Source organism: Streptosporangium sp. NPDC002524, from assembly GCF_040295985.1.
GTDB lineage: Bacteria > Actinomycetota > Actinomycetes > Streptosporangiales > Streptosporangiaceae > Streptosporangium.
Genome location: NZ_JBEOWK010000027.1, coordinates 60111 through 82736, shown reverse-complemented (window position 1 = coordinate 82736; position 22626 = coordinate 60111). Strand labels below are relative to the sequence as shown.

General features: G+C 72.2%; 21 protein-coding genes. 13 read left to right on the top strand and 8 right to left on the bottom strand.

What is annotated here, in order from left to right; translation table 11 throughout:
- Positions 1 to 84: 84 nt before the first annotated feature.
- Positions 85 to 1917 (top strand): ABC transporter ATP-binding protein, encoded by a 1833-nt coding sequence (locus ABT053_RS35145; RefSeq protein ID WP_350975125.1) that lies wholly within the window; start codon positions 85 to 87, stop codon positions 1915 to 1917.
- Positions 1918 to 2379: 462 nt separating this feature from the next.
- On the top strand, positions 2380 to 2670 hold the full coding sequence (locus ABT053_RS35140) for a DUF1905 domain-containing protein (RefSeq protein WP_350975124.1): 291 nt from the start codon (positions 2380 to 2382) through the stop codon (positions 2668 to 2670).
- Between the two features lie 217 nt (positions 2671 to 2887).
- Here the strand turns inward: ABT053_RS35140 and ABT053_RS35135 are convergent, their stop codons facing one another.
- On the bottom strand, positions 2888 to 3826 hold the full coding sequence (locus ABT053_RS35135; RefSeq protein ID WP_502991946.1) for a sigma-70 family RNA polymerase sigma factor: 939 nt from the start codon (positions 3824 to 3826) through the stop codon (positions 2888 to 2890).
- On the opposite strand from ABT053_RS35135, the gene ABT053_RS35130 reads away from it, so the two are divergent.
- Together ABT053_RS35130 and ABT053_RS35125 are read left to right on the top strand one after the other, a co-directional pair.
- A complete protein-coding gene (locus ABT053_RS35130; RefSeq protein WP_350975121.1) occupies positions 3803 to 4366 on the top strand; it encodes a hypothetical protein in 564 nt (187 codons plus the stop codon). The genes ABT053_RS35135 and ABT053_RS35130 overlap by 24 nt on opposite strands.
- Positions 4363 to 5217 (top strand): alpha/beta fold hydrolase, encoded by an 855-nt coding sequence (locus ABT053_RS35125; RefSeq protein WP_350975120.1) that lies wholly within the window; start codon positions 4363 to 4365, stop codon positions 5215 to 5217. Before ABT053_RS35130 ends, ABT053_RS35125 begins: the two co-directional genes overlap by 4 nt.
- 143 nt (positions 5218 to 5360) lie before the next feature.
- Here ABT053_RS35125 and ABT053_RS35120 read toward each other — a convergent pair whose 3' ends face one another.
- Complete coding sequence (locus tag ABT053_RS35120; RefSeq protein WP_350975118.1) at positions 5361 to 5759, bottom strand: VOC family protein; 399 nt, start codon at positions 5757 to 5759, stop codon at positions 5361 to 5363.
- 345 nt (positions 5760 to 6104) lie between these two features.
- Between ABT053_RS35120 and ABT053_RS35115 the strand changes: the two genes are divergently transcribed.
- Together ABT053_RS35115 and ABT053_RS35110 are read left to right on the top strand one after the other, a co-directional pair.
- Positions 6105 to 7634 carry an L-lactate MFS transporter gene (locus ABT053_RS35115; protein WP_350975116.1) on the top strand — a complete coding sequence of 510 codons (1530 nt, stop codon included), beginning with the start codon at positions 6105 to 6107 and terminating at the stop codon, positions 7632 to 7634.
- Entirely contained in the window at positions 7634 to 7759 is a 126-nt protein-coding gene (locus ABT053_RS35110) for an MFS transporter small subunit (protein ID WP_350975114.1), read from the top strand. Before ABT053_RS35115 ends, ABT053_RS35110 begins: the two co-directional genes overlap by 1 nt.
- Positions 7760 to 7980: 221 nt before the next feature.
- On the opposite strand, the gene ABT053_RS35105 is transcribed toward ABT053_RS35110, so the two are convergent.
- The 3 genes from ABT053_RS35105 to ABT053_RS35095 all read right to left on the bottom strand — a co-directional run bounded on the left by ABT053_RS35105 (position 7981) and on the right by ABT053_RS35095 (position 11509).
- On the bottom strand, positions 7981 to 9219 hold the full coding sequence (locus tag ABT053_RS35105; protein WP_350975112.1) for a glycosyltransferase 87 family protein: 1239 nt from the start codon (positions 9217 to 9219) through the stop codon (positions 7981 to 7983).
- Positions 9220 to 9551: 332 nt separating this feature from the next.
- Positions 9552 to 10355 carry an inositol monophosphatase family protein gene (locus ABT053_RS35100; RefSeq protein ID WP_350975111.1) on the bottom strand — a complete coding sequence of 268 codons (804 nt, stop codon included), beginning with the start codon at positions 10353 to 10355 and terminating at the stop codon, positions 9552 to 9554.
- 194 nt (positions 10356 to 10549) lie between these two features.
- Complete coding sequence (locus tag ABT053_RS35095) at positions 10550 to 11509, bottom strand: helix-turn-helix transcriptional regulator (protein ID WP_350975110.1); 960 nt, start codon at positions 11507 to 11509, stop codon at positions 10550 to 10552.
- A gap of 80 nt (positions 11510 to 11589) precedes the next feature.
- Here ABT053_RS35095 and ABT053_RS35090 point away from each other — a divergent pair, with 80 nt between their 5' ends.
- The 5 genes from ABT053_RS35090 to ABT053_RS35070 all read left to right on the top strand — a co-directional run bounded on the left by ABT053_RS35090 (position 11590) and on the right by ABT053_RS35070 (position 16233).
- Entirely contained in the window at positions 11590 to 12333 is a 744-nt protein-coding gene (locus ABT053_RS35090) for an alpha/beta hydrolase (RefSeq protein ID WP_350975109.1), read from the top strand.
- Positions 12334 to 12667: 334 nt separating this feature from the next.
- Entirely contained in the window at positions 12668 to 13654 is a 987-nt protein-coding gene (locus ABT053_RS35085; protein WP_350975108.1) for an ABC transporter ATP-binding protein, read from the top strand.
- Complete coding sequence (locus ABT053_RS35080; RefSeq protein WP_350975106.1) at positions 13654 to 14379, top strand: ABC transporter permease; 726 nt, start codon at positions 13654 to 13656, stop codon at positions 14377 to 14379. The genes ABT053_RS35085 and ABT053_RS35080 overlap by 1 nt, the downstream gene beginning before the upstream one ends.
- Before the next feature lie 70 nt (positions 14380 to 14449).
- Positions 14450 to 15607 carry a sensor histidine kinase gene (locus ABT053_RS35075; RefSeq protein WP_350975104.1) on the top strand — a complete coding sequence of 386 codons (1158 nt, stop codon included), beginning with the start codon at positions 14450 to 14452 and terminating at the stop codon, positions 15605 to 15607.
- A gap of 20 nt (positions 15608 to 15627) precedes the next feature.
- On the top strand, positions 15628 to 16233 hold the full coding sequence (locus tag ABT053_RS35070) for a response regulator (RefSeq protein WP_350975192.1): 606 nt from the start codon (positions 15628 to 15630) through the stop codon (positions 16231 to 16233).
- Between the two features lie 30 nt (positions 16234 to 16263).
- Here the strand turns inward: ABT053_RS35070 and ABT053_RS35065 are convergent, their stop codons facing one another.
- Positions 16264 to 17172 (bottom strand): GDSL-type esterase/lipase family protein, encoded by a 909-nt coding sequence (locus ABT053_RS35065; RefSeq protein ID WP_350975102.1) that lies wholly within the window; start codon positions 17170 to 17172, stop codon positions 16264 to 16266.
- 179 nt (positions 17173 to 17351) lie between these two features.
- Between ABT053_RS35065 and ABT053_RS35060 the strand changes: the two genes are divergently transcribed.
- Both ABT053_RS35060 and ABT053_RS35055 read left to right on the top strand, forming a co-directional pair.
- Entirely contained in the window at positions 17352 to 18581 is a 1230-nt protein-coding gene (locus ABT053_RS35060; protein ID WP_502991944.1) for an isochorismate synthase, read from the top strand.
- Between the two features lie 181 nt (positions 18582 to 18762).
- On the top strand, positions 18763 to 19317 hold the full coding sequence (locus tag ABT053_RS35055) for a GNAT family N-acetyltransferase (RefSeq protein ID WP_350975099.1): 555 nt from the start codon (positions 18763 to 18765) through the stop codon (positions 19315 to 19317).
- A gap of 182 nt (positions 19318 to 19499) precedes the next feature.
- Here the strand turns inward: ABT053_RS35055 and ABT053_RS35050 are convergent, their stop codons facing one another.
- Complete coding sequence (locus ABT053_RS35050) at positions 19500 to 22085, bottom strand: M48 family metalloprotease (protein ID WP_350975098.1); 2586 nt, start codon at positions 22083 to 22085, stop codon at positions 19500 to 19502.
- Positions 22082 to 22546, bottom strand: coding sequence for a hypothetical protein (locus ABT053_RS35045; protein ID WP_350975096.1), 465 nt, complete (start codon positions 22544 to 22546; stop codon positions 22082 to 22084). The genes ABT053_RS35050 and ABT053_RS35045 overlap by 4 nt, the downstream gene beginning before the upstream one ends.
- Between the last annotated feature and the right edge of the window lie 80 nt (positions 22547 to 22626).

Genomic DNA, 22626 nt, shown 5'->3' with positions numbered 1-22626 from the left:
GGGAAGCTCGACGAGGCCGACAATGCCAGACGCCCTGGGGAGTCCGGCGAGACCCGTGACCCCGGATGCCCCGGAGGTGGTCCGATGAGGCCCGTGGTGCTGGTGGCCACCCGGCTCGTTCGCTTCGACCTGCGCCGTTACCTGATCGGCGCCCTGCTGTGGATGCCGGTCAGCGTCATCCCGCTCGCCGGCGGGCTGGTGCTGCAGCGGCTCTTCGACCAGATCGGCGGGCAGCGTGCAGCGAGCCTGGAGCAGTCGCTGTGGCTGTGCGCGGCGTTCGTGGGCGTGGAGGTGGTCCGCGGCCTGGTGCTCTTCGTCGCGTGGTCCTACGGGGTCTACTGGTGGTGCGCCGCCGCGACCCTCCTGCGGGCCAACGTGTTGCGCTCGATCCTCACCGCGCGCGGGCCCGCCGCGACCCGGCTGCCGCACTCGCCGGGCGAGGCGGTCGCCCGCTTCCGCGACGACGTGAGCGACCTGGTCAACCTCACCGACGAGAGCGTCCCGCTGGCCGGTTCGGCCCTCTTCGGCGGCGCCGCCCTGGTGATCATGGCTTCCGTCGACCCCGTCATCACCCTGGTGCTGGTGGTGCCGATGATCGCGGTAGGCGTGCTGAGCCGGTTGCTGAACGACGTGATCCGGCGGCTGCACCACCGTGCCAGGGTGCTCGGCGCGGCCGTCACGGCCCACATCGGCGAGACCTTCGGCGGCGTGCTGGCGATCAAGACCGCCGGGGCCGAGGACGCGGTGCTGGAGCGGCTGCGCGAGCACAACCGCGGGCGGCGCGACGCCGCCGTCAAGGACCGGCTCGCGACCGACATGCTGGACGCCACGACCGGCGCGACCGTCGAGATCGGCATCGGTCTCGTGCTGCTCCTGTGCGCGTCGGCGATGCGCCGCGGCGACTTCACGGTGGGCGACCTCGCGCTGTTCACCACCTATGTCGGCTGGCTGACGGCGCTGCCGCGCACCATCGGCGCGATCCTCCACCGCCTGCCCCAGGGCGCGGTCGCCACCGAACGGCTCACCCGGCTGATGGCACCGTACGAGGACGCCGACGACCTGTCACGTGGCGACGACGTCTGGTTCCACCGGGAGCCCCCGCCTGCCACGACGTCGCCACCGGACCACGGCGACGCGCTCCAGGTCGTCGAGGCGCGCGGGCTGACCGTGCGCCACGGCGGGAGCGGGCGCGGCGTGCGGGCGGTCGACCTGCGGGTGGCCCGGGGGTCGTTCACGGTGATCACCGGCGCCGTCGGCTCGGGCAAGACGACGCTGGTACGCGCCCTGCTCGGCCTGGTGCCGCTGGACGCCGGGACGATCACCTGGAACGGCAGGCCCGTCGACGACCCGGGGACGTTCATGGTCCCCGGCCGCGCGGCGTACGCGAGCCAGGTCCCCCGGTTGTTCTCCGAGTCACTGCGGGAGAACCTGCTCCTGGGCCGGTCCGCGGACGACGCCCGGCTCGGCCTGGCGCTGGAGCTGGCGGCGTTCGAGAAGGACCTGGCCGGGATGCCGGAGGGCCTGGACACGATCGTCGGCCCCCGTGGCGTACGGCTGTCCGGCGGCCAGGCGCAGCGGGCGACCGCGGCGCGGGCGCTGGTCAGGGCACCGGACCTGCTCGTCGTCGACGACCTGTCGTCGGCCCTGGACGTGGAGACCGAGAGGCTGCTCTGGGACCGGATCGCCGACGCCGCCCGCGACGGGCGCGGCCCGGGAACGCTGCTGGTGGTCTCCCACCGGCAGGCGGCGCTGGAGCGGGCCGACCAGGTCGTCGTCCTCGACCGCGGCCGGGTCGCCGGTCAGGGCCCGCTCGGCGAGCTGCTGGAGAGCTGCCCGGAGATGCGGCGGCTGTGGAGCGAGGAACGCGTCACCGAGGCCGGGGAGCCGCCGGGCACCGGCACGCCGGGCGCGGAGTAACGTGGCGGGCGAACCGGGTGGCGAACGGGCGGTGATCCGTCGATCACCGCCCGCTCCCGGAGCCGGGCACGCGGCCCGGCCTGCGGCATCTCGTACGAGGTGATCACCGGATCACGGATCACGACGTCGCCGAACAGCGACGTGCGGAACTGCGGGACCTACGGAACTGCGGGACGTTCGGGGCTGTGGGACGTTCGGGGCTGTGGGACGTGCATGGGGTCCGGGTGGCACGACGGCGACGGGCGCGGTCCGTCGTCCCGCCGCTGCGTCCAGGGTTCGCGGAGGATTCTCGCTCACGGGCGACGATTCCGTCCCATCGCCGGAGTCACCTCTTCAACCGGCGCCGAACCTGCCAATCAGGTGGTGACACGCCACCGGCAGACGGCCCCAGACCACCTCAGACGGATTCCAGACGCATCCCAGACGCGTTCCGACGCACTCAGACGACTTCAGGAGACGACGATGCCCGACCAGAAGCCCGTGCTACCGCTCGACCACACCTTCACCGCGCCGATCGAGAAGGACGGGGCGTTCGCCACCTTCGTGACCGTGCCGAGCTCCGCCGAGATCCTCGGGACGAGGCGGGCGGTGAAGGTCGGCGGGACGATCGACGGCCACCCGTTCACCGCCACCCTCATGCCGTCGGGCAACGGCCCGCACTGGCTTCCCATCAGGGCCGCGCTGTGCAAGCTCATCGGGAAGAGCCAGGCCGGCGCCGAGGTGACGTTCCACCTGGATCAGCGGTTCAGCTGAGCCGGCCGGGCGGGCCGGTGCGCCCGCGGAATCCGGGAGAGGCGGCCGGGCCCCGTGGCGCGTCGGCGGCGGGCCCGGCCGAGGTCGCACGGCGCCGGCCGGGTGCCCGTCGTCCCGGCAACCGTACCGAGGCGCGAGGATCGGGCGCGCTCCCGGATCAGGGCGGCTCAGAGCGGTCAAGGACGGCCCAGGACAGCACTGGACGACTCAGGACGGCTCAGGACAGCGAGGCCGGCAGCCCGAGGGGGGCGAAATGATCGGAGCCGATGAACGAGGTGACCTCGGCGATCCGATCGTCGCGCAGGGTGAACACGTCGATCGACCAGGCGAGGTGGGCGGCGGCGTCCTCGTTCCAGCGGTAGGAGCCCACCGCGGGCTGGCCGTTCGCGGTGGCCGGGAGGTGCCGCCAGCTTCCGCAGGTGGTCAGGGGGATCCGCACGGCGAAGTCGGTGACGGCCTCCAGGCCTCGGTACCAGTGGGCCATCGGCGGCATCGACCAGGTGACGTCCTCGGTCAGCAGCGCGACCAGGGCGTCGGCGTCCCCGCGTTCCAGCGCGGAGGAGTAACCGGCGACGATCTCCCGTACGCGGGCGTCGCCGATCTTCCGCAGCGTGAGCTGCTGGGTGCGGGGGAAGGCCTTGTCCGCGACGACCTTGCGCGCCCGCGCCAGGGCGCTGTTCACCGACGTGGTGGTGGTGTCCATCGTGGTGGCGATCTCGGCGGCGGAGAAGCCGAGGACCTCGAACAGCAGCAGCGCGGCCCGCTGGTTGCCCGGCAGGTGCTGCAGGGCCGCGACGAAGGCGAGCTCGACGGCTTCGCGCTGCTCGTAGCGCGCGCCCGGTCCGGCCGGGCCGTCGGTGAGGCCCGTGTCGGGGTAGGGGCCCAGCCAGGCGACGTCGTTCAGCGGAGCGTCGCCGAGCACGGCGTGGTCGCTGGAGGGACCGAGGTCGACGGGCAGCGCCCGCCTGCCCCGGGTGGTGACGATGTCCAGACAGGTGCGGGTGGCCACGGTGTAGAGCCACGAGCGCAACGAGCTGCGGCCCTCGAAGCGCGCGATTCCCCGCCAGGCCCGCAGCAGGGCGTCCTGCAGCGCGTCGTCGGCGTCGTGGGTGGAGCCGAGCATGCGGTAACAGTGGGCGTGCAGCTCGCGGCGCAACGGCTCCACGAGACGGGTGAACGCGGCATCGTCCCCGCCACGCGCCCGGATCAGATCGTCATTCCCGCCACCAGCCCGAGTCAGGCCGTCGTCACCATCACGCGCCCGGATCGGATCATCGTCCCCGCTACCCGCTCGGGTCAGGCCGTTGTCCCCGCCACTCGCCCGAATCAGATCATCGTCACCGTCACGCGCCCGGATCAGGCCGTCGTCACCGTCACGCGCCCGGATCAGGTCGTCGTCACCGCCCCCCGCCCGAGTCAAGTCGTCGTCACCGCCACGCGCCTGGAAGGAGTTCATGTCCGCGTCATGCTCCCGCGCCATGCCCGCGTCCCCGTCGCGCGCCCGGGTCAGGTCGTCGTCACCGCCGCGCGCCCGGACCGGGCCGGTGTCCCCGGTGCCTGGCGTCGCCCTGTCCACGGACCGCGAAGAAATATCCCTCACGAACGACGATTCTGCCTCACGTCGGCGGTCTTCCTTTCGACCGGGTCGACCGGGCACCACACCACCGCTCCAAACCGTTCCAGGAGGTTGCCATGAACCCCACGACGATCGTCACCACCGATCACCTCAAGGTCCCCGACGCCACGCTCTACTACGAGGTACGGGGCCAGGGGCCCCTCGTGGTGCTCGTCGGCGCCCCGATGCACGCCGAGCACTTCGCGCCGCTGGCCGCCCTGCTCGCCGACGACCACACCGTGCTCACCACCGACCCGCGGGGCGTCAACCGCAGTTCCCTCGACGAACCCGGCCAGGACTCGACCCCGCAGCTGCGCGCCGACGATCTTTCCCGGCTCCTGACCCACCTCGGTGCCGGTCCCGCGACGGTCTTCGGTTCCAGCGGCGGCGCCGTCACCGCACTGGCGCTCGCCATCGCCCACCCCGAGCAGGTGCGCACCGTGATCGCGCACGAACCCCCGGTGAGCCGCCTGCTCGACGACTCCGAGGCGCACGACGCCGCGGTCGAGGACATCATCGCCACCTACGCCTCCGGCGACGTCGCGGGCGCCTGGGTCAAGTTCATGATCAACGCCAACCTCCCGCTGCCCGAGTTCGACGAGTCCGCCGGCGCTCCCGCGGAGGCGCCGGCCGAGCCCGATCCGCAGCAGGCCGCGGACGAGCGTTTCTGGTTCCTGCACGAGATGCGCGGGACCACCCACTGGCAGCCCGACATCGCCGCCCTGCGTGCCGGGCCGGGCGTCGTGGTCGGTATCGGGGAGGAGTCGGCCGGTCAGCTCTGCGACCACACGTCGACCGCACTCGCCGCGGCGCTCGGCACGAAGCCGACATACTTCCCCGGCGGCCACATCGCCTTCGCCGACGACCCCGCCGGATTCGTCCTGCGGCTGCGCGAGGTCCTGCGGGAGAACGGGGTCCTGCCGGAGAACTGAGCGCCGAAATTGTGAGCACGTACGGGAACGTACGAGGCGATGGGGACGTACAGGAACGCGCGGGGCCGCACGGCCGCGTGCTCGCACGTGACGGATCCCGCCTGCGGGGGCCGGGATCCGTCACGGCGGGAGCGGGGCGGGGATCAGGCGAGGTTCAGCTGCCAGGAGACGCCGAAGCGGTCGTTGGTCCAGCCGAAGCGCTTGCTGAAGCCGTAGGAGCCGAGCGGCATCAGCGGCTCGCCGTTCTCCGACAGGGCCGCGTACAGGCGCTCGATCTCCGCGTCCGACTCGCACTGCACGTACAGCGAGACCGACGGGGTGAAGCCGAAGGCGTGCCGCACATGGCTGTCGATGGCCATGTACTCCCCGCCCGCCAGCGTGAACGTGGCGTGCTGCACGCTGCCCTCCGGGCCGGGCCCCTCGGAGCCGTAGCGGGCGATGGCGAGGACCTTGGCGTCGTCGAACAGCGACGTGTAGAAGGTGATCGCCTCTTCGGCGTTGTTGTCCTGGAACATCAGGAAAGTAGTGATCTTCTGCGACATCGGGTGAACTCCTGGCAGGAAATGTGAAGGACGAGGGCGCCCTCGGTGACGGGGGCGGCCTGCTCACTGAAGGCCCCGGGCTCGCCGAAGCCTCGAACATGCGCTCGACAACTATTTCAGGATTAACTTATATAAGTCAAACACGATGCATCGGTGGACGAGGTCCATGACGTTCTCCCCTGTCGGACGCCCCGGGAGCCGGGCAGGGTCGTGTTCTCCCGCAGGTCCGGCATCCCGATCCTCACCCGACGACGATCGGGGCGCCGGGCACATCCCCATCAAATCGTTTCAATTGCCCCACCAGCCACTCTCGACGAAGGGCGGGCTACGGAATACGGTATCTGCATGCCGGACGAACAGGTAAAAACCCCCGCATTTACCGTCTCCTCTGGTTTCTTCAGCCGCGCGCGTACGGTGGCGCCACCCACCTGGAGCCGCTGGCTGATCCCCCCTGCGGCGCTCTCCGTGCACCTCGCCATCGGCCAGGCGTACGCGTGGAGCGTCTTCAAGCCGCCCCTGGAGTCGGCGCTCCACCTTTCCGGCACGGCCAGCGCCCTGCCCTTCCAGGTGGGCATCGTCATGCTCGGCCTGTCGGCCGCGTTCGGGGGAACGCTGGTCGAGCGCAACGGCCCGCGCTGGGCGATGTCCGTCTCCATGGTCTGCTTCTCCCTGGGCTTCCTGATCTCCGCGCTCGGCGTGGCGACGAGGCAGTACTGGCTGGTCGTGCTGGGGTACGGCTTCGTGGGCGGGATCGGTCTCGGCATCGGCTACATCTCGCCGGTGTCCACGCTGATCAAGTGGTTCCCCGACCGGCCGGGCATGGCCACGGGCATCGCCATCATGGGATTCGGCGGAGGCGCCCTCATCGCCTCACCGTGGTCCAACCAGATGCTCGAGACGTTCGGCACCGGCACCGGCGGGATCGCCACGACCTTCCTGGTGCACGGCCTGGTCTACGCGGCCTTCATGTCGATGGGCGTGCTCCTGATCAGGGTCCCGCCGGAGGGCTGGCGGCCACGGGGCTGGGAACCGGCGAAGGCCGCCGCCCGCCCGCTGGTCACCGCCGCCGACGTCTCCGCGCGCAACGCGATCCGCACGCCGCAGTTCTGGCTCCTGTGGGTCGTGCTGTGCTTCAACGTCACCGCGGGCATCGGCATCCTGGAGAAGGCCGCGCCGATGATCAAGGATTTCTTCGCGAACACCAGCGTGCCGGTCACGACCGCCGCGGCGGCGGGCTTCGTGGCCCTGCTGTCCCTGGCGAACATGGCGGGGCGCTTCGTGTGGTCCTCGACCTCGGACCTGATCGGCCGCAAGAACATGTACCGCGTCTATCTCGGCGTGGGCGCCCTCTTCTACCTGGCGATCGCCCTGGCCGGGGACTCCCACAAGTTCCTGTTCATCCTCTGCGCGCTCGGCATCCTGTCCTTCTACGGGGGAGGGTTCGCCACCGTACCGGCCTATCTGAAGGACCTGTTCGGGACGTACCAGGTGGGGGCCATCCACGGCAGGCTGCTGACGGCCTGGTCCACCGCCGGTGTCCTCGGGCCCCTGATCGTCAACGCCATCGCCGACTCGCAGAAGGCCGCGGGCCGGTCGGGGCCAGAGCTCTACACGACCTCCCTGTACATCATGATCGGGCTGCTCGCGATCGGCTTCCTGGCCAACGAGCTGATCCGCCCGGTGAATCCCGTGCACCACGAAAAACCCGCTCACCACGAGAATCCCGTCCGGCACGAGAATTCCGTCCGGCGCGAGGATTCCGTCCAGCACGAGAATTCCGTCCAGCACGAGGATTCCGTCCAGCGCGAGAATCCTTTACACCGCGAGGATGCCGCACACCACGAAATTCGGCACGAACGAGGAGGCGACGCGTGATGGCGAACGACCGCTCCCCCGCCGGGAACACCCCTCTGATGATCCTGGCCTGGACCTGGGTCGGCCTTCCCTTCGCGTACGGCGTCTACGAGCTGTTCCAGAAACTCACCCAGCTCTTCGGGTGACTCCTGATTCCTGACTCCTGAATCCTGGTTCTGATTCCTGGACCGGTCGCCGCCGACGGCCCTATGACGCGGGCACCTGCCGGGACACCATTCGCCGCCCGATCCCGGTCGTTCATGCCGCCAAGAAGCCGGACAGGCCGCGACCATCGGCTGGACTTCGCGACAACCGGCCGCCGACCCGCACCGAGGTCAGGCCATATGCCCCTGACCGCCGAAGGCCTCTAGCCGTCGCCCGCCCCACGCTTTCTCGGCCGCCAATCGCTCCGGCCGAAGTAAATGGCAAGCGCCAGCAACGTCAGCAGTCCACTGAGCGGATAACTCCCCATCAACCACGCCAGCCACATTCCCACGTGGGATGGATACACAAAAATTGTCGCCAGGGTGATGTATCCCGGCAGGAGGAAGACGAACCACAGGAGCCCCACGCCCGCCTTCTCGAGCGGAGCGTCCACGCGCTGAGCGCGCTGCGCCCAGAGCACCAGGAGCGGTACGCACCAGATCCAGTGGTGCGGCCAGGAAACGGGTGAGACGAGCAGCCCCACGATGGCGCAGGCGGTGATTCCGGCGAGTTCGCCCGCCTTCTTCGCGGTCCGCGCGGCGACCAGGAGTCCGCCCGCGCCGACCACCGCGCCCAGGGCGAGCCAGAGAGGCACGGTGGGCCAGGAGGCGGGCATGAGCATGAGCACGCCGCGAAGCGACTGGTTGAAGAAATTCACGCTCTGCTCGGCGACCACCCGTTGCGTGTCGAAGAACGCGCCGCCCCAGTAATCACGCGAATCGGCGGGCAGCAGCAGGAATCCGAGGGCCACCGTACCGAGAAAACCGAGGCCGGTCATGAGGGCGGCCCGGAAACGACGCGTGACGAGAAGATAGGGGATGAATATCAGCGGGGTGAGTTTGATACCGGCGGCGATGCCCGTCCCGATGCCGTGCCACTTCTCTTTGCCGTGCGTCAGGTCCACGACTATGGCCAGCAGCAGAAGGATGCCTATCTGCCCGTTCCACAGCGTCAGCGTCACCGGGTACAGGGGAAGTATCGCGACGACGACCAGCAACGTGCGAGTCGCCCGTCGGCCACCGTGCTTCACCGCGGTACGGCCGACGAGAATCCATATCACCACCTCAAGGGCGAGTATGGAGATCAGCACCCAGAAGGCGACGGCGATCTCCATTCCGACCAGGGCGAGAGGCGTGAACAGCATCGCCGCGAACGGCGAATAGGTGAACTTCAGCCAATTGTCACCTATGATCAAGTTGTAGACGGAGGTACGCTGCAGTACCGCCGCCCCGCCTTCCCGGTAGACCTCCAGATCGATCCAGCCTCTCGCGTAGACCGTGTTGAAGGCGAAGGCCGTCAGCGCGCCGCTCAACGCGATCAGCAATCCGCACGCTATCTGGAAAGAGCCGCCGCCTTTTCCGACCGAACGAATTCGCGGACCGGCTGACACCGAAGAGGACATGGCGGCTCCCGACTTGGCTACGGTGCACGCTAGCCACGCGGGCTTGTCCAAACCTTGTCGCGCCTCGCCCGCGCCGCCCGTTCGCCGGCGCCTCGCAGACCACCCGGCTGTCTACCGACGTCTCGCAGATCACCCGGCCGTCTACCGGTGCCTCGCAGACCACCCGGCCATCTGCCGACGCCTCGCAGACCACCCGGCCATCTGTCGGTGCCTCGCAGATCACCGGGCCCTCGGCGGCGCGCATCGTCGTGAGCGGCGCCCCGCCTTCGATCCGACGATCACCGGCATCCGATCCGCCGAGGTGTCATGCCGTGATCTTCGCGATCCGGTGGTCACGGAGTCGCGGGGGACCCATCGCCGATCATCTCGAGCAGTGCGGCGTGCGTCTCGTGGTCGGCCGCCGCGACGAGCCCGCCCACGCCGGTGTGCGGTGGCTGACCGTGGATGCCCGTCACCACGCACCCGGCGGCCTGGCACAACGCGATCCCGGCGGCGAAGTGCACGTTGTCCCGCAGGTTCCCGTCGGTGACGTACGCGGCCCGCCGTCCGGCGGCGACCCAGGCCAGCGCCAAGGTGGTGGACAGGACGCGCGCGTGGAAGCGCTCGGCGAACCCGGGGTCGGCGAGCAACCGGACCGCCCGGAAACCCGGCTCGTTCGGGAACGGCGGGTCGAGGTTGACGTCCACCAGTCGCGACCCGGCCGAGGGCACGAGTTCCTCGTCCTCGCCGTCGCGGCGGACGTAGGCGCGCTCGCCGTCCGTCCAGAACACCTCTTCGGCGAAGGGGTCGGCGGAGGCGGCCACCGTGATGTCCGGGCCGACGCGCAGGGCGACGTTCACCGCGACCAGCGTGTTGCGCGCGGCGTAGTTCAGCGTGCCGCACAGGGGGTCGACCAGCCACATGCGCTCCGCTCCGGCCGAGCCGGTGCGTCCGCTCTCCTCGCCCGTCACGGCGTCGTCCGGCCGGGCGGCGCGAACGACGCCGAGGATGGCGCTCTCCGCTTCGAGGTCGGCGGAGGTGGCGAAGTCAGTCGCGGTTTTCTCGAAGCGCTCCAGCGACGTACCGTACATGGCTCTCACCACAGCGGCTCCTGCTCGCGCTGCCGCGAGAGCCACTTCCTCGTCCGTGATCGGCATGTGGACAGGATAGGCGCGATCTCCGCTGCTTGATCGGCGGGATCGACGAGCGCATGGCCCCTGTCCGGCCACTTCACGACTCGCCGTGAGCGGGAAGCACGAGGCCCACGCGTGACTGTCGGCCGCAGGCGCCCGCTCTGATCCCGTGGTCGAGACGCCGGCGAGGGCGGGGGCAGAGCGGGGTCAGAGCGAGGTCAGGGCGGGGTGACGTCGGCGGAGGCGACGAGGCGGGCGGCGAGGGCCCTGACCTCGTCGCGCAGCTCGGCGGGAGTGATCACGGCGAACGGCCAGCCGAGCCCGGCGAGCATCTGGGCCATCCCGTCCAGCCGCTCGGCCCTGGTGACCAGCAGCACCCCGCCGGAGGTCTCGGCCAGCGTCGCCGTGGCGGCCGGGATCCGCGCGGCGGCCTCCTCCAGAGTGGTCTCCAGCAGCACCCTGACCTCGTGCCGGTACGGCACCGCCGACAGTGACCCGACCACGTGGGCCACCGGGTCGAAGCCGCCGGGCACCAGGAAGCCTCGCTCGGTGGGGACGGCGTCCGCCACCCGGTCCACCCGGAACGTCCTGATCTCCCCGCTGCCGTGGTCGAGCCCGGCGACGTACCAGCGGCCGGAGTGGAAGACGATGCCGTACGGGTCCAGATCGCGCTCGGAGGCGTCGCCGCGCCAGGAGCGGTAGGCCAGCCGGACGGTGACCCGGCGCCGGGCGGCGTCGGCGAGGGCGAGCAGCGGTCCGGCCCTCGGGGTGCTCACCCTCGGCGCCGCGCTCCCGGTGTGGCCCAGCGTCTCCGACACCGCGTCGACGCGCTCGCGCAGCGGGCGCGGGAGCACCCGCTGGATCTTGGCCAGCGCGCTCTCGGTCGCGGCCTCCCCCACAGCCAGCCCGGTCCGCCGCCCGGCCAGCAGCCCCAGCACCACGGCGGTGGCCTCGTCGTCGGTGAGCATGAGCGGCGGGAGCTTGTAGCCGGGCAGCAGGCGGTAACCGCCGTGGCGGCCGCGTTCGGCCTGGACCGGCACGCCGAGCTCCGACAGCCTCACCGCATAGCGGCGGACCGTGCGCTCGTCCACCTCCAGCCTCGCGGCGAGATCGGGGCCGGTCAGGCCGGGGGCGGCCTGCAACAGCTCCAGCAGCGCGAGCACCCGGGCGGCGGTCATCGGAATTCCCTTCAAAATCAGGACCGATACTGTCCGGATTCGATTCTAGGGTGAAACCAGGCGAACAGAGGAGAGAAACGATGAGCGCATATGTCCTGGTCCCCGGTTTCTGGCTCGGTGGATGGGCCTGGGAGAAGGTCACCGGACCGCTGCGCGAGGCCGGGCACGACGTCCACCCGGTCACGCTCACCGGCCTCGGCGACCGGGTGCACCTGGCGGGTCCCGAGGTCGACCTGGAAACCCACATCCAGGACATCGTCAACACCATTGTCTTCGCGGACCTGACCGAGGTGATCCTCGTCGCCCACAGCGGGGCGGGGGCCCCGGTCACCGGCGCGGCCGACCGGATTCCCGAGCGCGTCGCCCGGGTCGTCTACGTCGAGAGCGGGCCGCCGGCCGACGGCATGACCCAGCTGGACCTCACCGAGCCCGACTGGCGGGCGTTCATCGAAGGACGGGTCGCCGAGGGAGGCGGGGCGAGCTACCCGCTCCCCTCGTGGGAGGAGCACGAGCGGGCCGGGGCCAGCCTGGAGGGACTGGGCGAGGCCGAGCGCGAGTGGTTCACCTCCCGCGCGACCCCGCAGCCGTACGGGACGCTGACCCAGCCCCTGATGCTCAAGGGTGGCGCGGCCTCGCTGCCCAAGACGCTCGTCACGTGCTCGTTCCCGCTGGAGCAGGTGCACGCCATGATCGCCTCGGGTCACCCGTTCTTCGCGGAGCTCGCGGGGCCCGAGTGGAGCTTCGCCGCGGTGCCGACCGGGCACTGGCCGATGTTCTCCAAGCCGGAGGAGACCGCCGCCGCGCTGGCCGCGCTGGCGGGCTGAGGCCGGCCGCGCCGGCGGGCTGAGGGGGGCATGGCTCCGCGCGGCCCCCGCGACCAAAGGGTTCGAACTCCTGATTGACCGAAGGGTTCGGGGCGCTGCCGAGTCCTCGCGAGCCGAGGGGTTCGGGGCACCGCGGAGTCCTCACGGGCCGGAGCCTCGGTCCGAGAGGACTCCGGCGGATCGGAGGGCGGGGCGTCGCGGCGGCGGTGGCGTCGCGGGGACAGGGACGGAGGCGGGGACGGGGACGGGGACGGGGACGGCAGGACATTTGTCATGGGTGGTTCCGGATCAATGCATCTGCCTCGGATGACGCGCTCTCCGTAGCGTCGTCCGCATGACGAATGACGCGAACGACGCGGTGTCTCTCAGGGACGTGACCAAGCGTTTCGGGGCGGTGCGCGCCGTGGACGGCCTCAGCCTCGACATCCCGGCCGGGCAGACCGTCGCCCTGCTCGGCCCCAACGGCGCGGGGAAATCGACCACGATCGGGCTGCTGCTCGGGCTGCTGGCCCCCGGCTCCGGGACGGTGCGCGTCTTCGGGGACTCCCCCGAGAACGCGATCCGGAGCGGGCGGCTGGCCGCGATGCCCCAGGAGGGCGGCCTCGTCCCCCGGACCACGGTCCGCGAGCTGGTCGGCTTCGTCTCCGGGACCTACCGGTCGCCGCTCCCGCTGGAGGAGGTGCTGGCCACCGCCGGGCTGGAAGGACTGGCCGGCCGCAGGATGGAACGGCTGTCGGGCGGCCAGGCGCAACGGGTCCGCTTCGCGCTGGCGCTGGCCGGGGACCCCGACCTGATCCTGCTGGACGAGCCGACCGCGGCGCTGGACGTGCGGGCCAGGCGGGAGTTCTGGGAGAGCATGCGCGCCTTCGCCGCGCGCGGCAAGACGATCCTGTTCTCCACCCACTATCTGGAGGAGGCCGACGAGTACGCCGACCGGGTGGTGGTGATCGATCGGGGCCGGATCGCGGCCGACGGCACCAGCAGGGAGATCAAGCGCCTCGTCGCGCTGTCCACGGTCAGCGTCACCGCCGCCGGGCACGCCGCCCCGCTGGAACGCCTGCCCGGGGTCGTCTCCGCCGAGATCCGGGGCGGCCGGGCCCACCTGCGTACCCGCGACGCCGACGCCACCGTCATGGCCCTGGCGGCGGCGGGAGCCGTACGAGACATCGAGGTCGTCCCCGCCGCGCTCGAGGACGCCTTCATCGCGCTGACAGAACTGACGGAACTGACAGAACCGGCGGGGCCGGCGGGACCGGCACCCCGGCCGGCATCGGGGCCGGTATCCGGATCGGCGGCGGCGCTGACGGAGGTGGAGGTGTGATGCTCGGCTACATCCGCCTGGAGGTCACCAGGACCCTCCGCGACCCGGCGTACGTGATCATGGGTTTCGCGATGCCCGTGACGATGTACCTCCTCTTCACCAACCTCGGCGTGACGGGCGACGACCGCGTCATGGCCGCCCTCTACGTGATGGTCAACATGGCCGCCTTCGGCGCGATCGGCTCGGCCTTCAACAACGGCGGCGGCATCGCCGAGGACAGGTCGGCGGGCTGGTTGCGGCAGCTGCGGATCGTCCCGCTGGCCCCGGTGCGGGTGGTCGCGGGCAAGGCGGCCACCGGCATGCTCGTGGTGCTTCCCGTGATCATCGGCGTGTCCCTGGCGGCGGCGCTGCTCAACGGGGTACGGATGGAGGCCTGGCAGTGGATCTCGATCGTGCTCCTGCTCTGGGCGGGCTCGCTGCCCTTCACCCTGCTCGGCCTGGCCTTCGGCTACCTGTTCAGCGGCCAGACCGCCTCCGTGCTCAACATCGCGGCCAACATGTCGATGGCGATCATCGGAGGGCTGTGGCTGCCCACGGAGGCCTTCCCCTCCTGGTTGCGGGCCGTCGCGGAGTGGACGCCGAGCTTCGGCTACGCCGACCTGTCGCGGAAGGTCGCCTTCGGGGAGGCGCCCGGGGTGGCCACGGCGCTGACGCTGACCGGCTGGCTGGTCGCCTTCGGCATCCTGGCGGTGTACGGTTACCGCCGGTCCGGGCGCGTGGGATGAGTGGGACGAACCGCGTGATAGGAGTGGCCGGGTGAGCGGGAAACCGGAGGGGCCGCGGGAGACGCGACAGGTGAGGCGGGCAGACCCCGGGGTGCCGGAGGCGACGGAGCCTGACGTACCGGAGCCGGCGGGCCGGGGAGAACCGGAGAGGGCCACGCGGGGAAGGCCGGGAAGGCGCCGGCGGGCGGGAGGCCCGGGTGAGCTCGCCTTCTATCCGTGGCTGCTGATCGTCTACCCTCCGATCAGCGACCTCGCGGCGGGGCACGTGCGACCGGTGCTGCCCGCCGCGCTGGGCATCGCCGCCTTCGCCGCCCTGTACGTGCTGTGCATCGGGCTGTCCTTCCGCGACCGGCGGGGCGCGGCGATCGTGGCGCTGGCCGCGCTGCTGGTGGTGGCCTTCCTGCTGCTGGCGGGGTTCGCGCACAACTGGTTCTACCTCGCGCCGCTGATGACCATCGCCTGCGGGGCCGTGCTGCGCGGCAGGTCCGTCTACCCCCTCCTCACGACGCTGACGCTCGTACTGGTCGTGGTGATGTGGCGCGCGGGAGCGAGCTGGACGAGCATCTCCCTGGCCACGTGGGGGACGGCCATCGGCGGCCTGGTGGTCAGCATCGTGATGAAGCTGTTCTCCGTGATCGACGAGCTCCAGGAGACCCGCGAGGAGCTGGCCCGCGTCGCGGTGGCCGAGGAGCGGCTGCGGTTCTCCCGCGACCTGCACGACCTGCTCGGGCACACCCTGTCGGTGATGGTGGTCAAGGCGGAGGCCGTACGGCGGCTGGCCCTCCGCGACGGCGAGGCGGCGGCGCGGCAGGCCGCCGACATCGAGGCCGTCGGCAGGGAGGCGCTGACCGAGGTACGGGCCGCGGTCACCGGCTACCGTGGCCGGGGGCTCGCCGCCGAGCTGGCCTCGGCGCGCACGGTCCTGGCCGACGCGGACATCGCCGCCACCGTCGCCGTCACCGAGGACCGGCTGGCACCGGAGGCCGACGCCCTGCTGGGCTGGGCCGTACGGGAGGGGGTGACCAACGTGGTCCGCCACAGCGCCGCCCGCACCTGCGAGATCACCCTGGAGGGGACGATGCTGGAGATCCGCGACGACGGCCGGGGGCGCGGCGGGAGGCCCCTGGGCAACGGCCTGCGCGGCCTGACCGAGCGGGTCGTCGCGCTCGGCGGGACGCTGGAGACCCGCGACCGCGACGGCTTCCTGCTGAGGGTGACGCTCCCGTGACCGCTCCCATGGGCACTCCCGTGATCAGGGTGCTGCTGGCGGAGGACCAGGGCATGATGCGCAGCGCGCTCGCCCTGCTCCTCGACCTGGAGGACGACATCGAGGTCGTCGCCACGGTCACCCGGGGCGACGAGGTCGTGCCCGCGGCGCTCACCGCGCGCCCCGACGTCGCCCTGCTGGACGTCGAGATGCCCGGGAGCAGCGGCCTGGAGGCCGCGGCCGGGCTGCGGGACGGGCTGCCGGGCTGCCGGGTGCTGATCCTGACCACGTTCGGCAGGCCCGGCTACCTGCGGCGGGCGATGGAGGCGGGCGCCGCGGGGTTCCTGGTCAAGGACGGCCCCGTGGAGGAGCTCGCCGCGGCGATCCGCCGGGTCCTGGCGGGCGAGAAGGTGATCGACCCCGCGCTGGCCGCCGCCGCGCTGAGCGCCGGTGCCAGCCCGCTCACCGACCGCGAGCGGGACGTGCTGGCCGCGGGGGCCGACGGCGCGACGATCTCCGACATCTCCCGGCGGCTGCACCTGTCGGAGAGCACGGTACGCAACTACCTGTCCGCCGCGATCGGCAAGACCGGCACCCGCAACCGCATCGAGGCCGCCCGCGCCGCCCGCCACAACGGCTGGCTCTGAGCGGCGCGGGGTCCCGTAACGAGCACGGAGTCAGAGGACGGGCGCGGGGGCCGGGAGGGGGGCGGGGACGGGTGCCGCGGCGTCCTCGGTCCCGGTCCCGGTCCCGGTCTCGGTCTCGGTGAGCCAGTCGCGCATCATCGCGTAGGTCTTCTCCGCGATCAGCTTCTGGCCCGCGGCGTTGGGGTGGAAGAAGTCCCACGGGCTGAGGTGGCCGACCGTGAACCGCTGCCTGAACACCTCGTTGCCGTCGAACCGGCAGGCGGGGCCGTACGCCGCGCAGACCCTGGCGAGCGCGGCGTTGTAGCCGGCCACCCGGGCGCGCACCCGGTCGCGGCGCGCCCGGTCGGCCGCCGAGGTCGAGGTGGGCCGCGCCAGCATGGTGGGGCAGATCCGGCCTACCGCCCAGAAGCCGCGCGCCACCGGGTTGCCCTTGCCGATCTGCCACAGCCGCTTGATGTCGGGGACGCTCGCCACGAACACCCGGCCGCCGGGCCGCCCGGCCCGGAACAGCGCCAGGGCCTCGGCCACCCGCCTCTCGTAGACGGCCACCGGGGTCATCAGCCGTTCCTCGGACACGCAGGCGTCCTGGGCGCCGATCAGCACCGTCACGTAGTCGGCGCGCCTGCCGACCGCCCGGGTCACCTGCCCGGCGAGGTCGGCGCTGGTGGAGCCGGGGACGGCGAGGTTCACGTTGTGCCCGGTGATCGCCGTGTCCAGGGCGCGCAACCTCGCGTACTGGCTCCGGACGCTCTGGTGGTCACCGGTGGACCAGGAGCGCGAGACGCAGGTGAGGTACCAGCCGCAGGCGTTGAAACCCGCGCTGATGGAGTCGCCGAGCGCGGCCATGACCACCGGCCGCCAGGGTTGCTCCGTCCGGGCGGCTCCGGCCGGGACCGTCCAGGCGGTCGCGAGGGCGGCCAGTCCTGTGAGTGCTGTCACAGTCGTGCGAAGCATGACACCTCCGCTGAGAGATCGCGTCTGCTTCGGATGTATCACCGCAGGCCAGGACAGTACGGCCCGTTGACCGAGTACCTTGGTTTTCTTGACACCGCGTGGCGCGTGTGCTGACGGGAGAACCACCGTCGAACACGTTCAGTTTCCCGCATAGAGTGGCGGGGGTGAGTGTAGCGCTCGGATCAACCCGTCCTCTCGCGGTGACGACCACCCCCGTCGACGACCCCGGCGACCTGTTCGCGCGCCTGCCGGAGACCGCCCCCTACGCCTGGGTCAGGCACGGGGAGGGCCTGGTCGCCTGGGGCGAGGCCATCCGCCTGGCCGTGCCGCCCGGCCCCCGGCGTTTCGACTGGGCCCGCGACCGGCTGTCTGACCTCTTCGGCGAGGCGCGCGTCGACGACGACGTGACGGCGCCCGGCTCGGGGCCCGTCGCCTTCGGCTCGTTCACCTTCGACCCGGAGGCACCCGGCTCGGTCCTCGTCGTCCCCCGGACCATCCTGGCCCGCCGCGACGGCCGCGCCTGGCTGACCACCGTCGGCGAACGGCGGCTCGACGCGGTCACCCCGCTCCGCGCCCCGGGCAGGATCCGGTACGGCGACGGCAGCCTGACCGCCCCCGAGTGGGAGCACGCCGTGGCCAGGGCCGTCCGGCGGATCAGGGCGGGCCACCTGGAGAAGACCGTGCTGGCCCGCGACCTGACCGCCGTCGCGGAGCGGCCGATCGACGTCCGGCTGCTGCTGGCCCGCCTGGCCGACCGCTACCCGGAGTGCTACACCTTCTCCTGCGCGGGGCTGGTCGGCGCCACCCCCGAGCTGCTGGTCCGGCGCACCGGGGAGACCATCGAGTCCCTGGTGCTGGCCGGTACGATCCCGCGGGGCGTCGACCAGGCCGACGACATGGCGCGCGGCACGGCCCTGTTCACCTCGGAGAAGAACCGCCACGAGCACGCCTGCGCGGTCGCCTCGGTGCGCGAGGCGCTCGACCCGCTCTGCGCCGAGCTGAAGATCCCCGAGGAGCCCGAGCTCCTGGTGCTCTCCAACGTCCAGCACCTGGCCAGCCCGGTGAGCGGGCGGCTGTCGGACGGGGCCTCGGTCCTGGACGTGGTGGCGGCCATGCACCCGACCGCCGCCGTCGGCGGCACCCCGACCGGGGCGGCGCTCGGCGTCATCCGGGAGCTGGAGGGCATGGACCGGGCCGGGTACGCCGGACCGGTCGGCTGGATCGACGCGCGGGGTGACGGAGAGTGGGGCATCGCGCTGCGCTGCGCCCAGATCGAGGGCCCCAGGGCCCGCCTGTTCGCCGGTTGCGGCATCATGGGCGACTCCGACCCCGCCTCCGAGCTCGCGGAGGCCCAGGCCAAGCTCCGCGTGATGCAGTACGCCCTGGAGGGCTGACCCTCCGTACGGGCACGCCCCCGACCAGGCGGTTCCCGCCCGGTCTGGTCGTCGGCCGGATAATGGGCGTACCCTCACAAGGGCAATACATCGGACATTTCCGGCAAGAAAACGATATTTCCTCTAGATCGGCGTCCTCTCGTCGCCGCACGGCCGGCCAACTCGTCAGGGAGAGGAAAACATGGCACTACTGACCACCACTCGCCTCACGGTGCGTGACTGGAGTCCCGACGACACCGCCGAGGCCCTCGGCATCTACGGCGTCCCCGAGGTCACCCGGTGGCTGTCCCCCGCGATGACGCGGCTCGACGGCGAGCAGGCGATGCGCGCCACCCTGGAGTCCTGGACCCGCAGCCGCAGCACCCTGACACCCCCGCTGGGCCGCTGGGCGATCGTCCGCAACTCCGACCAGCGGGTCGTCGGCGGCCTCTCCCTGAGGTACCTGCCGCCGGACGAGGAGGACATCGAGATCGGCTGGCAGCTCGCCCCCGACGCCTGGGGGAACGGCTACGCGACCGAGGCGGGCCGCGCCCTGGCCGGGTGGGCGTTCTCCATCGGCGCCCACGAGCTCGTCGCGGTCGTCCGGGTGAACAACGACCGCGGCGCGGGAACGGCCAAGCGCATCGGCATGCAGTGGGTCGGGGAGACGGACAAGTACTACGAGACGCGCCTCAACGTCTACCGCCTCTGGCCCAGCGACCTCTCCCCCGCCGACAAGGACCCGCTCCGCTCCTGACTCCGGCCCCGGGGATTCCGGGACTCCGGCTCCGGGACTCCGGGATTCCGGCTCCGGCGGTGGGCACCCGGTCCGCACCCGAGGCCGTCCCCGCACCGCCCGCGCCCGCCCACGGCGGTGAAAGCCCATGGCGGTGAAGCCCACGGCGGCACCGCCGGGCGCCCGGCCCCGGGCGGCACCGGTCACGTCCGTACGCAGTACTGGCCGACCGCACGGGTGAGGTGGACGATCTCCCCGTGGTGGTCGCGGCTTCGCGGGTAGCCGGCGCGGCCGACGGCCACCAGGAAGGGCCGATCGCTCTCCGCCATCCGCGCGAAGTCGATCGCCCAGTTGAGGCGGTAGTCCTCGCGCACCATGGACGGCACGGTCAGGGTCCGTACCGCGGGGCAGGCGGCGCGGGCGGTGCGGGCGCCCGCCGGACCGGGTGGCGGGACCTTCGACGCGGCGCTCGTCGTCGGTGAGCCGGAGGAGTCGTCGAGGAACCCGTTCTGCCCCAGCCAGGAGAGCACGGCGAAGACCAGCCACATCGCGACCGAGACGCCCGCCACCCCCGCCGCCACCCTGCGCAGCCAGTGCCGGGGTGGTCGTGGCGGGGCCACGGAAACCTCGCGCCGGCGGACCATCCTGACGACGCCGCCCGCCGCGCCCACGAGCCCCGCGCCCGCCAGGCTCACCGGGACGCCGATCGCCAGGATGACCAGCAGCACGATCCCGACCTGCCTGGCCGGCGTGATCGCACCGCATCCGGGGGTGGTGGCGCACACCTCCACCGCGACCGGCGCCACCAACACCCCGATCGCGGCGGCGGCGCTGGACAGAGCGGCGAGCACGGCGTGCGAGGGGCCCAGCATGGCCCGCCCGCCGACCGCCACCGCCACCACGACGGCCGCGATGAACGTCACCCCGACGAGGACTCCGACCAGTGCGGCCAGTCGCATGAGGAGCGCGTCGTACTGCGTGCCGGTCGTGCCGTCGGCCGCGCCCGCGATCAGGGCGGAGACCGCCGGCAGGGGGGTGACGGCCTCCACGATCGCACTCGCGAGCAGGACCAGGCCCGCGGGCGCGAGCGCGACCAGGGGCCGGATCCTGACCGCGGGGAGACCGGCCGCGACGTCCGTGTCCAGGTGGAGCGCGCGGGCCGGTTCGTCACCGCGATACCTCAGCCAGGAGGCGAGCGGGTAGAGCAGGGCGCCCAGGAGCCCGGTGAGCAGCGCGGCGTCGAAGAACTCGGCGAAAAGCGCGCTGAGGCCGTTCACGACGTTCCGGGTGTCCAGCGCCATGACGGTCATCTCGATCCAGGCGCCGAGCCAGAGGCCGAAGGCGAGGGCGGCGGGCCCCAGGGCGCCCAGGTACACCGGTGTCAGCGTGCGGGCCCGGGCCACCGGCAGCCAGGACGTCGCGGTCGCCGCCAGCCAGCGGCAGAACAACAGGCACAGCGCGAGCAGGACGGCCGCCATGATCAGGGCGGCCCCGGGCGAGGCCGCGGCGCTCTCCGCCCACGGCCGGCTCATCCTGGACGGCGCGGCCACCAGGCCGACCATGACGCCCGCCGCCAGGGCGCACGCGGCCAGGCCACCGCGCGGTGGCCGCCGCCCTTCCGCCAGCGCGAGCAGCGCCGCCCGGTAGGCCCCGGCCACCAGGATGGCGGCGACGGGCACCCCGTACACCAGCCCGGCCAGCTGCAGTGCGGTGCGCTCCCAGTTGCCCACCCCGTCCAGCCACAGCCGGGTGGTCTCGAACAGGTGGCAGGTGCCGAGCCCGGCGGCGATCCCCGCGCCGAACGTCTCGGCGGGCATCCAGCGCATCAGCACACCGGGGTCACGGACGATCTCCGCCCTCTCCTGGTCGGACGGGTGCCGCGCCAGCGGCCGTAGCCGGCGCGGGCGCCTGCCGGGCGAGTCGTCGCCGAGCGGGCCGCCGCCGAGCGGGTCGTCGCCCGGCGGGTCGTCGGCGGGCGTGGTCACGCGCACGTCGGCGTAGTGCTCCCGCAGCCGCAGCACCGCCGTGGTGAGCGCGGCGATCACCACGGCGGTGCCCAGCGTGCGCAGCCCCAGGTCCACCAGCCGGTCCTGCTGGAACAGCGCGGTGTACACCAGGACGGGCAGGGCGACCAGCCCGCCGAACACCCAGCACGTCGCCAGTGTGAGGTTCGTCAGGTCCAGGTCGCGGTTGCGCAGGTGCGCCAGCTCGTGGGCGACGAGGGCGTCGAGTTCCTCCCGGTCGCCGCTGCGCCTGGCCTGGTGGAGCGTGCCGATGTTGATCCGCACGTAGCGACGGCCGACGTGCCCGAAGGCGCGGCCACCGGAGGACCTGCGGTTGACGTCCAGCAGCAGTGCCGGCTGCCGGCCGGGCAGCCCGGCCCTGGCGACCGCCTCGTACAGTTCGGCGTGGACGACGGGGTCGGCGGGCACGAGGTGCTGCCGCCTGATGGTCAGCCGGGGGCGCGCGAAGTAGAGCGCGCCGACGGCGACCGCCACCAGCGCCATGGCGCACAGCCCGACCAGGGCGCGGTCGAGCCCGACGCCGCGCAGGCAGTCCATGTACGTCACGGCCAGCGCGTCGGCCGATCCTCCGGCCGACGCCGCGGCGTCGGCCGCCCGGTCGCAGGCGATGTAGGGCTCGAGCCATCGCGACGGCCCGCCGGCGACAAGGTCCGCCGAGGTGCCCGCGGCCGCCAGCATGATCGTGACCAGCAGGACGAACCGTGACGTCGTCGCGGCCGGAAGGAGGAAGGGATTGACCCGGCGCGAGCGCACAGCCGTCGTCATGCCGGAGGAGTCCAGTCCCGGCGCGACCACCGGTCGACCACCCGCTCGGAGATCTCGTCCGCGTCGGCACGCCCGGCCCGCTTCAGGACGTCGGCGATCTCGGCGCGCGCGGCCTGCCCGCTGTCCGGCGGCGCCTCCGGCAGCGGGTCTTGGGGGCCGGGCGTGGGCCTGCTCCCGAACCACCGCCTGAGCCGCGCGCGGCCGCCGCGCACTCCCAGCACGATCGCCTCGGTGGTCAAGCCGCCGATCACGCCCCACATCAGGTTGGTGAAGGTGGGATCGCCGAGGTCGATGCCGAACGCGCCGGGTTCGTCCCGGGTGCGCCGGGCCCGCCGGGCGGCGGCCGGTGCGGCGAAGTAGGCGGCCGTCATGGTGTCGAAGTCGGGCAGCTCTTCGGGAGCGAACTCCGCGACGAGCGCGCGCACCAGCGCGCGGCGCTCGCCGGTCGAGGAGGTGGTCACAGCTCTCCGTCTCGGATCACGAGGTGGGCGGGCATCCGCGTACGCCTCTCTCGGCGCCGCGGTTGGGAAGGAGGTCCACC

Coding starts and splice junctions, on each gene's coding strand:
- ABT053_RS35085 (WP_350975108.1), top strand. CDS start 12,668: ATGACGAATGACGCGAACGACGCGGTGTCTCTCAGGGACGTGACCAAG.
- ABT053_RS35125 (WP_350975120.1), top strand. CDS start 4,363: ATGAACCCCACGACGATCGTCACCACCGATCACCTCAAGGTCCCCGAC.
- ABT053_RS35050 (WP_350975098.1), bottom strand. CDS start 22,085: ATGACGACGGCTGTGCGCTCGCGCCGGGTCAATCCCTTCCTCCTTCCG.
- ABT053_RS35120 (WP_350975118.1), bottom strand. CDS start 5,759: ATGTCGCAGAAGATCACTACTTTCCTGATGTTCCAGGACAACAACGCC.
- ABT053_RS35105 (WP_350975112.1), bottom strand. CDS start 9,219: ATGTCCTCTTCGGTGTCAGCCGGTCCGCGAATTCGTTCGGTCGGAAAA.
- ABT053_RS35145 (WP_350975125.1), top strand. CDS start 85: ATGAGGCCCGTGGTGCTGGTGGCCACCCGGCTCGTTCGCTTCGACCTG.
- ABT053_RS35115 (WP_350975116.1), top strand. CDS start 6,105: ATGCCGGACGAACAGGTAAAAACCCCCGCATTTACCGTCTCCTCTGGT.
- ABT053_RS35110 (WP_350975114.1), top strand. CDS start 7,634: ATGGCGAACGACCGCTCCCCCGCCGGGAACACCCCTCTGATGATCCTG.
- ABT053_RS35090 (WP_350975109.1), top strand. CDS start 11,590: ATGAGCGCATATGTCCTGGTCCCCGGTTTCTGGCTCGGTGGATGGGCC.
- ABT053_RS35100 (WP_350975111.1), bottom strand. CDS start 10,355: ATGCCGATCACGGACGAGGAAGTGGCTCTCGCGGCAGCGCGAGCAGGA.
- ABT053_RS35140 (WP_350975124.1), top strand. CDS start 2,380: ATGCCCGACCAGAAGCCCGTGCTACCGCTCGACCACACCTTCACCGCG.
- ABT053_RS35055 (WP_350975099.1), top strand. CDS start 18,763: ATGGCACTACTGACCACCACTCGCCTCACGGTGCGTGACTGGAGTCCC.
- ABT053_RS35080 (WP_350975106.1), top strand. CDS start 13,654: ATGCTCGGCTACATCCGCCTGGAGGTCACCAGGACCCTCCGCGACCCG.
- ABT053_RS35095 (WP_350975110.1), bottom strand. CDS start 11,509: ATGACCGCCGCCCGGGTGCTCGCGCTGCTGGAGCTGTTGCAGGCCGCC.